The 14880-nt window shown below is 40.3% G+C and carries 11 protein-coding genes and 1 riboswitch; of the genes, 7 read left to right on the top strand and 4 right to left on the bottom strand.

Translation table 11 applies throughout. The features are described 5' to 3' along the window. Positions 1-7: 7 nt before the first annotated feature. The 4 genes from L3V41_RS17785 (at position 8) to L3V41_RS17770 (ending at position 6694) form a co-directional block, all read left to right on the top strand. Entirely contained in the window at positions 8-3145 is a 3138-nt protein-coding gene (locus L3V41_RS17785; protein ID WP_062567490.1) for an efflux RND transporter permease subunit, read from the top strand. Between the two features lie 123 nt (positions 3146-3268). Next, positions 3269-3359, top strand: a riboswitch (cyclic di-GMP riboswitch). A gap of 113 nt (positions 3360-3472) precedes the next feature. Next, a complete protein-coding gene (locus tag L3V41_RS17780; protein WP_062567491.1) occupies positions 3473-4042 on the top strand; it encodes a hypothetical protein in 570 nt (189 codons plus the stop codon). Between the two features lie 109 nt (positions 4043-4151). After that, positions 4152-6227, top strand: coding sequence for a S9 family peptidase (locus tag L3V41_RS17775; protein WP_237128211.1), 2076 nt, complete (start codon positions 4152-4154; stop codon positions 6225-6227). 56 nt (positions 6228-6283) lie between these two features. Continuing rightward, complete coding sequence (locus L3V41_RS17770; protein WP_193988008.1) at positions 6284-6694, top strand: hypothetical protein; 411 nt, start codon at positions 6284-6286, stop codon at positions 6692-6694. Between the two features lie 63 nt (positions 6695-6757). On the opposite strand, the gene L3V41_RS17765 is transcribed toward L3V41_RS17770, so the two are convergent. Further along, positions 6758-7489 (bottom strand): LytTR family DNA-binding domain-containing protein, encoded by a 732-nt coding sequence (locus tag L3V41_RS17765; RefSeq protein WP_228074352.1) that lies wholly within the window; start codon positions 7487-7489, stop codon positions 6758-6760. A 216-nt stretch (positions 7490-7705) separates the two neighbouring features. Here L3V41_RS17765 and L3V41_RS17760 point away from each other — a divergent pair, with 216 nt between their 5' ends. Further along, positions 7706-10636 (top strand): TonB-dependent receptor, encoded by a 2931-nt coding sequence (locus tag L3V41_RS17760; RefSeq protein WP_062567493.1) that lies wholly within the window; start codon positions 7706-7708, stop codon positions 10634-10636. 445 nt (positions 10637-11081) lie between these two features. Here L3V41_RS17760 and L3V41_RS17755 read toward each other — a convergent pair whose 3' ends face one another. Further along, positions 11082-11555, bottom strand: a complete 474-nt coding sequence (locus L3V41_RS17755) for a Dps family protein (RefSeq protein WP_062567494.1) — start codon at positions 11553-11555, stop codon at positions 11082-11084. A gap of 371 nt (positions 11556-11926) precedes the next feature. Between L3V41_RS17755 and L3V41_RS17750 the strand changes: the two genes are divergently transcribed. Then, positions 11927-12136 (top strand): hypothetical protein, encoded by a 210-nt coding sequence (locus L3V41_RS17750; RefSeq protein WP_130150938.1) that lies wholly within the window; start codon positions 11927-11929, stop codon positions 12134-12136. Positions 12137-12143: 7 nt separating this feature from the next. Here the strand turns inward: L3V41_RS17750 and L3V41_RS17745 are convergent, their stop codons facing one another. Together L3V41_RS17745 and L3V41_RS17740 are read right to left on the bottom strand one after the other, a co-directional pair. Beyond that, a complete protein-coding gene (locus L3V41_RS17745) occupies positions 12144-12746 on the bottom strand; it encodes an alpha/beta hydrolase (RefSeq protein ID WP_237128210.1) in 603 nt (200 codons plus the stop codon). 8 nt (positions 12747-12754) lie between these two features. After that, positions 12755-13291, bottom strand: a complete 537-nt coding sequence (locus tag L3V41_RS17740) for a YaeQ family protein (RefSeq protein WP_062567497.1) — start codon at positions 13289-13291, stop codon at positions 12755-12757. Between the two features lie 92 nt (positions 13292-13383). Between L3V41_RS17740 and ylqF the strand changes: the two genes are divergently transcribed. Then, positions 13384-14328 carry a ribosome biogenesis GTPase YlqF gene (gene ylqF, locus L3V41_RS17735; RefSeq protein WP_237128209.1) on the top strand — a complete coding sequence of 315 codons (945 nt, stop codon included), beginning with the start codon at positions 13384-13386 and terminating at the stop codon, positions 14326-14328. Positions 14329-14880: the final 552 nt, after the last annotated feature.

Raw genomic sequence — 14880 nt, 5'->3', positions numbered from 1 at the left:
TGGCTGTATGAGTGATACAACAACACAGAAGCAGCCTGGTTTAATCGCCTATTTTGCTAATAACTCGGTCGCTGCAAACTTAATGATGTTTTTTATCCTTGCTATGGGGATACTAAGTTACTTTACTATTCAGCGTCAGATGTTTCCGAATATTGAGATCAATTATATTGAGGTGCAAGCTAATTACCCAGGGGCATCACCACAAGAAATTGAAGAAAGTATTCTGATTAAAATTGAAGAGTCGCTCAAAGATGTGACCGAAATTAAACGTGGTGTTTACCGCGCATTTCGTAACAATGGGCGTGCTAGCTTAGAAATTAATACCGATGCAGAATTAACCGACGTTCTTGATAAAGTAAAACTTCGCGTTGACGGAATTGCGACCTTTCCTGCGGGGATGGAGCCGGTGACAATTAGTCAGGTCGAGTTTCGTCAAGATGTTATTGGGATGACATTAGTCGGTGATGTGCCACTCACAGAATTAAAGCCAATAGCTAATCAAATTGAAGATGAGTTATTGCAGTTATCAAATGTGTCTTTGGTGCAAAATGATGTGCCGCTTGATGAAATTGCAATTGAAATTGATCCAGATTCTCTGCGCCAATATAACTTAACATTAAGCGATGTTGCTAATGCCGTACGCCGCTACTCAGCGAATATTTCAGCAGGTCAATTACGCACTGATGCAGGAATTATTTCTGTACGTGTTGAAAACCAATATTACAGTGGTGATGAGTTCCGTCAAATCCCTGTAAAGGTGGGAGCTAACGGTGCGAAAGTCTTGTTACAAGACATTGCTGTTATTAAAGACCAGTTCACAGAGGGTGAGCGTTACTTTAAATTCAATGGTGAAAATGCAGTGTATTTATCGGTTAAAGCAACGAAAGAGCAAAATATGATCCCCGTTGCTGACTCGGTGAAAGCATACATAGATAAAAAGAACAAAGAGCTGCCTGTGGGTTTACGTCTAGAACCACTGATGGACATGACGTATTACTTGAATGCGCGTTTAGACATGATGAAAAGCAACCTTTTTCAAGGCGCTATCTTAGTGGCTATCATGTTGTCTATCTTCTTGCGCTTTAAACTAGCACTTTGGGTAATGATTGGTTTACCAATTTGTTTCTTAGGTGCCATGATGATGATGCCTGTTTTTGGTATCACTATTAACATTGTATCCCTATTTGCGTTCATTATGGTGCTGGGGATTGTCGTTGACGATGCAATTGTCATAGGGGAAAGTGCCTACACTGAGATAGAGAAAAAAGGAGGCGGCGTCGTTAACGTTGTGAACGGTGCCAAACGTGTAGCAACTCCGGCAACGTTTGGGGTATTAACGACGATTGCTGTATTTGCGCCATTTACTTTATCAAGCGGCCCTGAGAGTGCTTTTTTCTATGGTATCGCGGTCGTCGTTATTTTATGTCTGGTATTCAGTTTAATAGAATCAAAGCTTATTCTACCTGCGCACATTGCCCATACTCACTTTCCGCCTATTAACCCTGAGAGTTGGCGAGCACGTTTTAACAAGCGCTTCTTTAACTTTGTGAATGGCCCGTATAAACGCTTTATTGAGCGTTGTGTTGAATGGCGTTGGTTAGTGTTATTCTCATTTATTGGCCTTTTGATTTTGACATTCGCTTTAATTTCGTCAAATCAAGTACGTGTTGTACCAACACCAAAAGTCCCCCATGATTTTCCGCAAATTAACCTAGAAATGAATGAAAATGCATCTGATATACAGACCATTGAAGCAATTCGTGAAATTGAAGCCATGGTTAAAAAGGTTGATCAAGAGACAGAACGTGAGTTTGGTCACACATTATTACGTGATATTTTGGTCTTTAATCAGGGGCGTACTGAAGCACAAATCTTAGCACCATTGGTAGATGAGGACTTGCGTCCATATAATGCTTTCGAGCTATCGCGACGTTGGCGTGAACAGATGCCAAACATTGCCGGTGTTAAATCATTGCAAATCTACGACGATGTAAATGGCGGCGGCAATGATGGCGAGTTTGGATACCTGCTTTATGGGCCCGATGTTGATACTTTAAATGATGCGGGTCGTCGTTTTATTCAGTTGCTGCAACAGCAAAAAGGCTTATTTGATATTAGCTCGACAATTGACCCTGCTAGTAAAGAAGTCCAACTTAGCTTAAAACCAGTTGCTTATGATTTAGGCTTAGACCTTGCCACAATTGCCAATCAAGTTGGTGCAAGTTTTTACGGCGGAGAAGCCCAGCGTGTAATTCGTCGTGGTGAAGAAGTACGTGTAATGGTGCGTTATCCTAAATTAACGCGTGAAGCATTTGCTTCTTTAAAACATGCGGTAGTGACGACACCTGCTGGCAAAGAAGTACTGCTTGGTGATGTGGTTGAGCTAACCGAAAAGCCAGGGATTAGTTATATTCGCCGTGAAGGTGGCTACCGTACTGTATATATCTACGGCAGCATTGACGAAGAAACCATAGAACCAGGTGAAGTGGTCAAGCAGGTCGACGACGTACTACTGCCAAAGCTTAAAGAAGAGTTCCCATCAGTGAAAACTGAATTAGGCGGTGCCATTGAAGAGCAGCAAGCACAGGCGAATGAGCAATTAATGTTTTTTGCTGCAGGGATGTTCTTAGTGTATATCTTACTTGCGGTGCCACTCAAAAGTTATTCACAACCATTGATCGTTATGTCGGTGATTCCGTTTAGCTTGACCGGTGCTATTTGGGGGCATTATTGGTTTGATTTAGATATTAGCTTAATGTCAGGCTTTGGCTTAATTGCTGCTGCAGGGGTGGTGATCAATGACTCTTTAGTTATGACTGATTTTGTGAACCAAGCTCGACGAGAGGGAATGTCAACTCGTCAAGCTGTTATTGAGGCAGGTTGTGCACGCTTTAGAGCAATTACTTTAACGTCAATTACAACCTTTGCTGGCGTACTCCCTATTATGTTTGAAACGAGTTTGCAGGCAAGGTTTGTTATTCCTATGGCAGTGGCCCTTGGTTTTGCAGTGATGTTTGCAACTCTCATTACATTGGTACTTGTTCCTTGCCTGTATATTGTGATGAGTGATGTAGGCCATGTGTTCTTACGTTTTTTCCGTTCAGTGAAAGAACTCATACCAAATCGACGTGCGGTAAGAGATTAATGACTAAGCCAACCTTCGGGTTGGCTTTTTTATAGCTTATTTGTGACTAGTAATTGCTTGTTATACATATCTTTCGGTTACATTCTTTTGTTTGATTTGTTTTCAACTGAGGATTATACTCATTTCAGTTTTTGGCAAACTAACCGAAAGGTTAGGACGCAAAGTTTCCGGTCTAAGGTTTTGATTACAAAGCTATGATAGCGGGGCCGCTGAAAAGCGCACATTCTTCGTGCTTTGGATCTATTGCCTCAAACTAAAATTGTATTTATTTTGTACGGCTGTTATTGGATAGTACCTACTAGCTGTTCTTAGGGTGTTACTTTGTTTATGCATATGTCACTGGCTTCTGGAAAGTGGTTGCCGATAGGTTGCTTAAATCATCATACTCAGCTTTTTGTTGGGGATAAGGTGGTTGTGACTTTTTATGATGCGCAAGGTGAGTTAGCTGATTTGTCATTTCAGTACCCTATTACTAGCTCTGATGAGGGTGAGCCTCATAATTGGCCTCGTTCAATTGCTGAGCATATAAATGTGCACATGCCCATGATTCGAGCAGGAAAAATAACAGAGCAGGGTCTCATCGTAGCATATCGGCTCAATCAGATTTATGCATTAGAAAGCACGGGTATAACCCATGTAAAAGTGGCATTTAACTGTATTGCGAAGTGCGAAAAGCAAATAAAGGATAAAAATCAAGAGTATGATTATGTTTATCCGCAAGCATGCAATGCTTACAGCTCAGGTGTAAAAGTACTACAACCAAAGACTGGCCATATTTATATGTGTAAACCTTGGCCGTATACAGAGTTTTGTCGTGTGAAAGAATCACATAACCCACTCTATGAACCTGGTGTGGGTAAAAGTTGGCCCATGGCATGGCAGCAAGTATCACATTGATAGTTTCCCCCTAAATGCTATTTAGCATTGTTTGGCCCACTCAATTTGAGTGGGCTTTTTTATTTCTGTGTTAGACTCGGGTCATTCGTTTTTAATCGTGGTTTTTCCTGTGTCGCAAAATTCTTATTCTTTGTCTTTATTAACGCCTACCCCTGTAGCTAAAAAACAACCTCATCAACTAACAGCTCATCAATTAACTCGTACTGATAATTACTACTGGATGCGTGATGATGAACGCGAGAATGTAGACGTGTTGGCACATTTACATGCAGAAAATGAATATTGTGAAAAACAGCTTGCCAGTATTAAACCGCTACGAGAAGCGTTAGTTAACGAACTAAAAGAGCGGATAGTTAAGGATGATAATACCTTTCCTGTAAAGGATGGCCTGTTCTGGTATCACTCAGAAGTTCGTGGTGATGATGAATATGCGCGCCATTACCGAAGTCGTTCAATCGAAGCCCACGACAAGCAGTTATTGTTAGATGTAAACCAATTAGCCAGTGATTACGAATTTTATGAACTAGGTGAAGTCGCAATTAGCCCTGATGAGCAATTACTTGCTTATTCTGAAGATACCGAAGGCCGCCGTATTTACACCGCGCGTTTTAAAAATATTGCCAGTGGCGAAATATTCAGCGATGTACTTGAAAACACAGAAGGGCAAATTGTTTGGGCTAACGACAGTAAAACAGTTTTTTATGTCAAAAAAGACCTACAAACTTTATTGGGTTTTCAGGTGTATCGCCATGTTTTAGGCACCCCACAAACCGATGATGTTTTAGTGTATGAAGAACAGGATAAAAGCTTTTTTCTAGGACTTGGCAAAAGTCGAGATGAAAGCTTAATTATTATTGATTTAGCTACGACTGAAACGAACGATACTTGGGTACTTGATGCTAACAATCCCGAGGGGGAGTTCAGCGCGTTAATGCCGCGTGAAGAAGGCCATGAATTTGATGTTGATAAGCTAGGCGATACTTTTTATATAGTCACAAATTGGCAAGCCAAAAACTTCCGTTTAATGACTGCCACAACCGACACAATTGCTACAAAAGAACAGTGGCAGGAGCATACTGCGCACCGTGATAATGTGTTATTGGAAGGGGTCGAAATATTCAATGACTATCTTATTTTAACTGAGCGAGAGCTTGGCCAAACCCGCTTTGTGGTTGTTGATAAGCAGGAAGAGCGACTTACATTAGAGTTTGATGACCCTTGTTATTATGCTGCAATAGCGATGAATCCTGAGCCTAACACTCGCTTTGCACGTATTTATTACTCAAGTCTAACAACACCAGGTTCATTGTATGATGTTGATTTAAAAACGGGTAACAAAACGTTATTAAAACAACAGCAAGTACTTGGTGAGTTTGACCCAGATCACTATCGTTCAGAACGATTAATGATCACCGTAAGAGATGGTGAGCAAGTACCAGTGTCATTGGTGTATCGTATTGATAAGTTTAATCAAGATGGCTCTAACCCTTTGTTGCAATATGGATATGGAGCTTATGGTATTACCATTGATCCGAGTTTTTCTAGTAGTTCATTGAGCCTGCTTGACCGTGGCTTTGTTTATGCCATTGCCCATATTCGTGGTGGTGAAATGCTAGGTCGTCATTGGTATGAACAAGGTAAAAAACAGCATAAACAAAATAGCTTTAACGATTTTATTGATGTTACTCGCTCACTCACTGAGCAAGGCTATGCACATCCACAGAAGGTGTTTGCCTCAGGGGGAAGTGCTGGCGGTTTATTAATGGGGGCTGTGGTAAATCAAGCACCAGAGCTTTATTTAGGCGTGGGCTGTCACGTACCTTTTTTAGATGTGCTGACAACCATGCTTGATGAGAGTATTCCCCTTACAACAAATGAGTATGATGAGTGGGGTAACCCAAATGATCCCGACTTTTACGAGGTCATTAACGCTTATTCCCCATACGATAATATTACGGCTCAAGCCTACCCAAATATATTAGTAACAACGGGTTTTCATGACTCGCAAGTACAATACTGGGAGCCGATGAAATGGGTTGCGAAACTGCGTGAGATAAAAACAGACGACAATATTGTTGTGTTTAAAACGGATATGGATGCCGGACACGGAGGCGCTTCTGGACGCTTTAAAAGTCTGGAAGAAAAAGCGCTTGAGATGGCCTTTTTTATGGCTCTATTAGGTTGAAAATAACCATTTTAAAGCTAATATTACCTTAAACGTAGTAAGAGTGATGTTTGGTTATGTTTAAGCCCCATGGGGAGTGGTTTTATAAAATAAGCCCTCCTTGCGTATTTATTGAGTTTAGAGGCTGTGTTAATAAAGAGGCGTTTGTTGACTTCACGAATAAAATAGCAGACGAAATAACAGGTAACTCAATAAAAAACCTTCATCATTTAATTATAAACGTTAAGCAGTTTGAATTAGCCACCGCAGAAAGCGTTCATATAGCAAAAGCTTATTTTGAAACGGTTAAATCACGTGGCTATAAACAAGTTGATTATGTGGCGCCTAATAGTGTGGCTCAAAGTTTGATAGAGTCTGTTTGGAAAGACAGTGGACTCAGGGTGACCTTCCATAAAGATATAAATAGCTTCCTTGAAATTAATCCGCAGTGTGAAAAAATGCGAGCTTGGTTAGAGTCAGCAACATAAACTATAAGCCTGCCCATTTGGGCTTTTATTAAATGAGCTGCAAAGTACCCAATAGGTTATTGCTCAGATCCCCAAAATACCTTCTAGATTCATTTTAAAACGGCGCGATAAATTTAAAATCGCGTTGCTTTTTAAAATGACTTTATAATCACCACAGTCGGTCGGTATCAACTCACTGATTGCTTTTTTACGAACTAAAGTAGAGCGATGAATACGAATAAACCCCTTACTTGCCAGCTTCTCTGTTAAGTTTTTCATCGTTTCGCGGTGTAATATTGGGCGAGGACTATCTTGGCAATGCAACTCTACATAGTTACCAGCTCCATTTATCCATACGATTTCTTCAATATCAACAAGCCTCACTTTGCCTACATCTCGGACGATTAAATGGGAGTTTTCTTGTTCTTGCACGTGTTCTTGATGATGTGCGCTGGCAAGGGGGCATAAATGAATAAGCTTCTCAAAACACTGATTTATCCGCATAGAATTTGCAGTTGTAAGTATAAAGTCAATAGCACCTATTTCATAAGCTAAGTTAGCTAATTGCGCCGAATCAGCAACAATAACAAGCTTTAAATGCTTGGCAAGCTCTGTTAGTTGTAGCAACTCAAGAGAGCTAGGCGATGAATTGAGTTGATAAAAAGCAACGTGAGTATTTTCAAAATTAAAACTGCTCATTTCATTAATGACAGTAATGGAGTGAAAACTATGGTGCCGTGTTATTGCGCTTTCAAGCATTTTTGCAAATTGCGGCTCTGCGATATGTATTATGCTGTTAAATAAAATGCTTTGCATTGTAGCTCCGAATGTAGCGTACCTGTTAAAAACAATAAGACCGTGTCTGTTCCTATTTTCTATTCAAATTATTTTACAATTTAGTTGTCCCTCAAAATATTCCGCTTATCCCTAATTTTAATCCGCTTACAAAATGCAGCTATCTGAAATGCATAAAGCCCAATAATGTGGCGAGCTGTAACTAAGTGGTTACAAATAATTTTCAGGGGAATTACCATGATAAAAAACGAAAAAAATCCACGTCCATTATTTGTCTATTCTGCAATTGCGATGGCAATGATGGGAGGCGTGTCGGTAAATGCGGTGGCACAGGATGAAGAATTAGAAAAGGTTGAGCGTATTCAAGTGACAGGGTCGCGAATTCGCTCTGCAGAAGCTATGTCTTCAGCACCTATTCAAGTTGTTGATAGCTCGGCTATTGATGCTTCAGGTTCATTAAACATTCAAGACTTATTACTTGAAAACCCAGCATTTGGTACACCGGCAATTAGTCGTACAAACTCAAACTTCAATACTTCAAGTGCAGGTGTTGCGACGGTAGATTTACGTAACTTAGGCTCGAACAGAACGCTTGTACTTGTGAATGGCCGACGTTATGTTGCCGGTGTTCCTGGTAGCTCAGCCGTTGATTTAAATACCATACCAAGTCAGTTTATTGAGCGTGTTGAAATTATGACTGGTGGCGCATCGTCAGTATATGGTTCTGATGCTGTAGCGGGTGTAGTTAACTTTGTCCTTAAAGATGATTTTGAAGGAATAGAGTTTGAAGGCCAGTATGGTGAGTCTAAAGAAGGGGATGATCAATCTAGACAATTCTCAGTGACTTCTGGCTTTAGTGGCTTGGATGATAAAGGGAAAGTAATGTTTCACCTAGGTTATTCTGACCAAGGTGGTGTTTTTGCTCGAGACCGTTCACGTTCTTCTGTTGACCAAATTGCTCAAATTGCTTTTGAAAATAGCGAAACAGGACAAGCGAGTGATATTTTTGAAGCTGTACGTCCATTTTTCTCATCGTTTCCTCCACAGGGACGATTTGATGCGGGTGACACGCGCTTTACGTATAACAGCAACAACGTCTTACAAGACTCATTCAGCACCAATGGTGGTGACGGTGTTGAAGCAAATGGCTTTAACCGAAATGGTGTAAGGGCACTCGCAATTCCTACAGAGCGTTACTTATTTGCATCTAACGGCAGCTACGATATTACCGATAAACATACGTTCTTTTTTGAAGGTACATATGCATCAACATCAACTCAGTCTGAGCTAGAACCTTTTCCTTTTGCTTCAGATGATATTTATGCTAACGGGCGTGTTCCTATCGAATTTTTGGTTAATGATGAGCTACTGCGTAATGCATTTGTACCGGATGAAATCTATAACGCAGCAACAGACACTGATGGTGATGGCTTAAGAGATATTTTCTTTGCAAAACGACTCTCTGATATTGGTAACCGCGGTGCACGAGCTGAGCGTGATACTTTCAGACTAGCAGTTGGTTTCCAAGGTGAAATTAACGATAGTTGGTTTTATGACACCTATTATGTATACGGTAAAACAAAAGAAGCGCAACTTTCTAGTGGTTTAGTTAATGTACAAAGCTTTCGCCGAGGTTTAGAGGCTGTTATTGATAGCCAAGATTTAGACAATGATGGAATTACCAACGAAGCAATTTGTTTGGATGCCACTGCGAGAAGCTTTAATTGTGCTCCAGTCAATATTTTTGGTTTTAACTCTATGTCGCAAAGTGCAATAGACTTTGTTCGAGCGCCAAGCATGTTGTCGACTTCTGTAGAGCAAGAGATTATCGGTGGTAATATCACTGGTGATTTATTTGAATTACCTGCAGGTATGGTCGGTATTGCAGCAGGTTTTGAATATCGTGAAGAGTTCTCACGTAGTGAGTTTGATGCACTACAACAAGCTGGCTTAAATGCAGGTAATGCAATTCCTGCTACAGAAGGTGAGTTTGATGTAACAGAGTATTATGTAGAGGCTAATATTCCAGTACTTGAATCTGTTACCATGAATGCAGCAATTCGTTTGTCTGATTATTCAACAGTAGGAAACACAGAAAGTTGGAATGTGGGTGTTGATTGGGAAGTTACTGAGGATTTACGTCTTCGTGCAACACGTGCTCGTTCTACTCGTGCCCCTAATATTGATGAACTATTTTCACCGCCTTCTCAAACTTTCCCTAGTGGCTTAAATGATCCTTGTGTAGGTGTCTCTAGTACGGGTGATGGTGCTCTGGGTGATGCGTGTCGTGCCGATGTTGGTATTGCAAATAACATCGCGACAAATGGTGAGTTTACGCTAAACCAGTCAGATTTACAGGGTATCAGTGGTTTCAATCGTGGTAATCCTGATTTAAAAGAGGAAGTGGGTGATTCCGTAACCGTGGGTGTAGTGTTTACACCTGAAAGCTTAATCTCTGGCTTAGATATCACAATCGACTATTTTGACATTGAAGTCACGGATGCGATTGTTTCTACACCACGCCAATTTATACTTTCGCAGTGTTATGGTGGCGGTGACGACAGCTTCTGTAACTTTATTACTCGTCGCAGTACAGCAGCAGGTAATAACAGTGCTGGCTCACTTGAGTTTATTGACAGTGGAGTATCAAATAGTGGTGGCTTAGGTACTGAAGGGGTTGATTTGACCTTAACTTACTCTCGCGACATCGGTCCTGGTCAATTCAGAACGCGTTTAGCGTATACTTACCTAATTGATGGTTACACAATTCCACTACCGGGTGCCGATAAAGATGAGTTTGCTGGTGAAGTAGGCTCTTCTGAGCATAAGGCTAACTGGAACTTTGGCTACAAGTATAATGATTTTGACTTTAATTGGAGCTTAACATTTATTGGTGATGCTGCTTTTGATGATCAATTCTTAAATTCGTTTGATAACATTCCTGCAGGGTCTGTAGGGGTTGGTTCCGTTACTTACCATGATGTTCAGGCAAGTTATCATATAACTGACTCAATAGAGTTGTATGCAGGTGCAAATAACTTATTTGATAAAGAACCACCACGTATCATTTCAGGTGTAACTGGTTCAGACACCGGCGCTGAAACTGATGCAGGTACGTATGATCCTATCGGTCGAACTGTCTATGTAGGTTTTAGAAGTAAGTTTTAAATAAGTGATTTAATGCCACTTATACCAATAAAAACGCCACTGATAACAGTGGCGTTGTTGTATCGAATAAGAGGCTTTAATGTAGATCATGAATCGCTTGTTGTTTAACGATTTTCCCTACGTAAAGCCCTCTTTTGAGGGCTTTTTATTTGCTCAAAGCTTTATCATTTCGACTCTATAAATACTCATGCTTACTTAATGTCATTAAGTCATATGAATGATGGCTAATTCATATTTACAAGTTATTTGGTCATCCAGTCTGATTTAAAAAGGATATAGCGAGCAGGCTAAAATGCGCTTTATAAATGCAACCCGTTAAGCCCAATAAAAACGCCACTAATAACAGTGGCGTTGCTGTATTGATACTCAGAGTCTAATGTAGAAGATGAGTTATTCGTTATTTAACTATATTTCCTACGCAAGCCCTCCTAGAGGGCTTTTATACTTAACCTAGGTAAGATTTTAGCATCCAAACTAGCTTCTCTTGCTCTTTAATGTAGTCACTCATCAGCGCCGCAGAGCCTTCATCATCAGCATCACCTGCTTGAGATAAAATATCGCGTTGCATTTGAATGAGTGTACTGTAGCCTGCTAGTAAGTTTTCTACTGCAGCAGTGCCTTCAGTAATATTTTTTGCTTCGCTTATCTTACTTGCTTCAATGTACTCTGAAAATGCGTGTACTGGTGTGCCGCCTAAAGTCAGAATACGCTCCGCAATTTCATCAACTTTTTCAAGTAATAAGTTATAAATTTCTTCAAACTTAAGGTGTAATTCAAAAAAGTTACGACCTTTGATATTCCAATGAAAGCCACGTGCGTTCATGTATTGAATTTGGTAGCAGCTTAATAAAGAGTTTAGTGACTTTACGATATCTTCACTTTTTGCGCTGTTTAAACCAATTGCATTTACCTGTGACATAGATTGCTCCTTAAAAATAGCTGTTAATATTTTACTTTACTTGCTAGTACGTGAGATTAAGTATTAGCCATTTCCAGTAATCTGTAAAATGGTTTAATTCGAACATGGTGATAGCTTAAACCTATCAATGGCTGTTTTAGTTAATTTTCACACTATCAAATAAGATTGGACGACCTATTACATAGGTTTGGGGCGAGAGAGCAAAAAATCTACCTAAATGCGTGATTATTTTAAAATAAGGCAGATAACATGATCTAAAACAAGGTTTGGATTGGCAAGCAACTAGTCTGATTTAGAAATTGATTTAGGTCAAAAAAACAACATTTCAGAAGCGCATAATGAGTTTACCGCATTTATTTAGGAGAAGAAAAATGGACGGTAAAACAGCGAAAGAAAACAAAGCTGAAATAGTGGTTGTTGTGATTGCATTACTTGCTTTTGTTATTGGTTTAGTAGGGCATTTAGCAGGTGCTAGCTTTGCAAATTTTGATACCTTTGGCTATATCGCTGCGCCTATCCCGCTTATTCTGGGTATTATCGTATTGATTTCATACAAAGTGGCAGCAAGTGCTGAAAAATAAGGCGCAATTAGTCTTTGTTGATAAGCTTTATAATGTAATCCATTACTTGGCGTGAGTAGATCATACTGGTGTGACTTAAATGAAACACCTTGTGCTCTGCCATGCCATTGAGCTTGGTTTCATCTATTAGCACTGTGCCATCAGAGACACTGCCTTTAGAAATTAATGGCATGAGCCCTATAGGTAAATCCCCAGCGATACTGTAAAGCTTTGCTTTAAATGGCCAGTCGCCGTTTTCAGACAATAAAAACTCGACACTATTTTTAAGTAGCATATCGAATCCTTTTTGCTGCATCTGTTTAGCAATATGGCTGCCTTTGTGTGGAGTGCCGAGCGTAATAACTTTTTCTACATAGTTGCTTTGCGAAGAACTCGCTTCAAGGTAAGCGCGCGCAACGAGCCCCCCCAAAGAGTGACACACCATGGCTGTTGGTTTGTCGCCAATGAAGTGATCAATCTTATCAAAAATAGCCGCTCTATTAGGGGATAGCGTGTTGTAGGTCAAATTAAGTATTTTTAACCCAGACTTTTCAAGGCGTGTACACAAGGGGCGCATGACAAAACCTGACATATAAAGTCCATGTAACACTACAACTTGTCTAATTGCCATCGCATACCTTACATCAATTGCTGAGGTTTAATTTCAATATTTGCTGTATCTGAGCTAACCCATACTTCACCATCTTGAATAGTGATTGTGAGCTTAATATTACGATCTGCCAGTGCAGCTAATGCCTGAGTCGCGGCATAATCGAGACTAAAAATACTTAAGTTTTTAAAATCATACAACTTAGGTTGATGCTTTTGCCACCAAATAGTTTGGTTATTCTCGCCGTAAGTATACAAAACAACCTGTTTGGCTTTATTGCAGGCTTTTTTCAGACGTTTTTCATCAGGTAAGCCGAGCTCAATCCAAAGCTCAATTTCTTCGCTGTAGTTTACGTGCCAAAGCTCGGGCTCATCATCGGCGCATAAGCCTTTGGTGAACTCTAAACCTTCACGGGCATTTAGCGCAAAAGCGAGTAAGCGGATCATCAGCCTTTGCTCGGTCTCTGATGGATGCTGTGCAAGGGTTAGATTGAAATCTTGATAAAGGTGGCGGTCCATATCGCTTAGCGATATTTGTGCTTTGATAATAGTTGATTTAAGAGCCATAACTGCTTAATTGAAAAAATTTGCGTCATTATAGCGCAATTCCAAGCTGAGCCAGTTAAAATAGCATGCAATTTATTTTTTAGGAGTAAAATATGGCCATCCAGTGGTTCCCAGGGCACATGAATAAAGCCCGTAATGAAATCAAAGAAATTATGCCACAAATGGATGTGATCATTGAGGTGCTTGATGCCCGTATTCCTTACAGCAGTGAAAACCCTATGGTAACAGCGCTGCGTGGCGATAAGCCGGTCATTAAAATCATGAATAAAGCTGACCTTGCAGATCCTAAATTAACGCAAGCGTGGAAAGACTACTTTGAGCAGCAAAGTGGCGTTAAAGCGATTGATTTTGGTAATGATAAAGCAGGTGAAGTACATCGTATTAATGAGCTTTGTAAAAAATTAGTGCCGCATAAAGTGGGTGCTGATAAGCAAATTAAAGCCATGATTATGGGTATTCCCAATGTTGGTAAATCAACGCTAATTAATACACTGGCAGGCCGAATTGTAGCAAAAACGGGTAATGAACCTGCGGTAACTAAAGCTCAGCAACGAATTAAACTTGATGATGGCATTATGCTTTACGACACGCCTGGCATGTTATGGCCAAAAGTAGAAAACGAAAACTCAGGTTATCGGTTAGGGGCAACGGGTGCAATTCGTGATACGGCCATTGATTATGAAGAGGTGGCAAGCTACACCGCCGAATATTTACTGCATGCATATCCTGAGCTTTTAAAAAGCCGCTATAAAATTGATGAGCTACCAGAGTCTGACTGGGAGTTTATTGAAATGGCAGGCAAAAAGCGTGGCTGTATTCGTGGTGGAAACCAGATCGATACTTATAAAATGTCTGAAATTCTTATTAACGAATTACGAGATGGCATTATTGGTCGTATTACCATGGAAACCCCGGCTATGCGAGAAGAAGAAGAGCAAATGGTTGCACAGCTTCGCGCCGCGTTAGAGGCAAAAAAAGCCGCTAAAGAAGAAGAGAAAAAGCAACGCCGTGCCCGTGCGCGTAAAAACCGTCGTTAAAATTAAAACGTTAATTTTTAGACATAAAAAAAGCCCTGAAAGGGCTTTTTTAGTTTCATATCTACCGTCACCGATATGAGCAATGTAGCAAGTAAAATAAGTAGGGGTACCCACATATTGCCAACATCAAGGGGCGTTGCGGCTAGCAATATGTGAGCTAAGCTTTAACGTGGCGACACGTGTTTCAGGGTCTTGAAACAATCAGGTTATCCCGTACAAGTCGTAATGCTTTTTCGTCTTGTTGATATTGATTATCAGTTAGATTTGGCGGTCTGTCAATACCCAAATAAAAATAATTATCATTTCCATGTTTTGTTTTTCGACACATTGACTACTTTATTTCAGACATAAAAAAAGCCCTGCAAGGGCTTTTTTAGTTTCATATCTACCGTCACCGATATGAGCAATGTAGCAAGTAGGTGATCACCTGTTGCCAACATCAAGGGGCGTTGCGGCTAGCAACAGGCGATCTTAGCTTTATCGTGGGCCACACGCGTTTCAGGGTCGAGAAACAAATCAGTTTATTCCGAACAAGTCATAAAGCGTTGCTGA

It is taken from the genome of Pseudoalteromonas sp. L21 (assembly GCF_021728035.1).
Classification (GTDB): domain Bacteria; phylum Pseudomonadota; class Gammaproteobacteria; order Enterobacterales; family Alteromonadaceae; genus Pseudoalteromonas; species Pseudoalteromonas arabiensis.
The sequence above is the reverse complement of the archived record's forward strand: the minus strand, read 5'-3'. Positions and strand labels throughout refer to the sequence as shown.

Bases quoted from the DNA above. Each gene is read 5' to 3' on its own strand.
- L3V41_RS17750 (WP_130150938.1), top strand. From the start codon at position 11,927: ATGGACGGTAAAACAGCGAAAGAAAACAAAGCTGAAATAGTGGTTGTT.
- L3V41_RS17770 (WP_193988008.1), top strand. From the start codon at position 6,284: ATGTTTAAGCCCCATGGGGAGTGGTTTTATAAAATAAGCCCTCCTTGC.
- L3V41_RS17785 (WP_062567490.1), top strand. From the start codon at position 8: ATGAGTGATACAACAACACAGAAGCAGCCTGGTTTAATCGCCTATTTT.
- L3V41_RS17780 (WP_062567491.1), top strand. From the start codon at position 3,473: ATGCATATGTCACTGGCTTCTGGAAAGTGGTTGCCGATAGGTTGCTTA.
- ylqF (WP_237128209.1), top strand. From the start codon at position 13,384: ATGGCCATCCAGTGGTTCCCAGGGCACATGAATAAAGCCCGTAATGAA.
- L3V41_RS17745 (WP_237128210.1), bottom strand. From the start codon at position 12,746: ATGGCAATTAGACAAGTTGTAGTGTTACATGGACTTTATATGTCAGGT.
- L3V41_RS17740 (WP_062567497.1), bottom strand. From the start codon at position 13,291: ATGGCTCTTAAATCAACTATTATCAAAGCACAAATATCGCTAAGCGAT.
- L3V41_RS17760 (WP_062567493.1), top strand. From the start codon at position 7,706: ATGATAAAAAACGAAAAAAATCCACGTCCATTATTTGTCTATTCTGCA.
- L3V41_RS17755 (WP_062567494.1), bottom strand. From the start codon at position 11,555: ATGTCACAGGTAAATGCAATTGGTTTAAACAGCGCAAAAAGTGAAGAT.
- L3V41_RS17765 (WP_228074352.1), bottom strand. From the start codon at position 7,489: ATGCAAAGCATTTTATTTAACAGCATAATACATATCGCAGAGCCGCAA.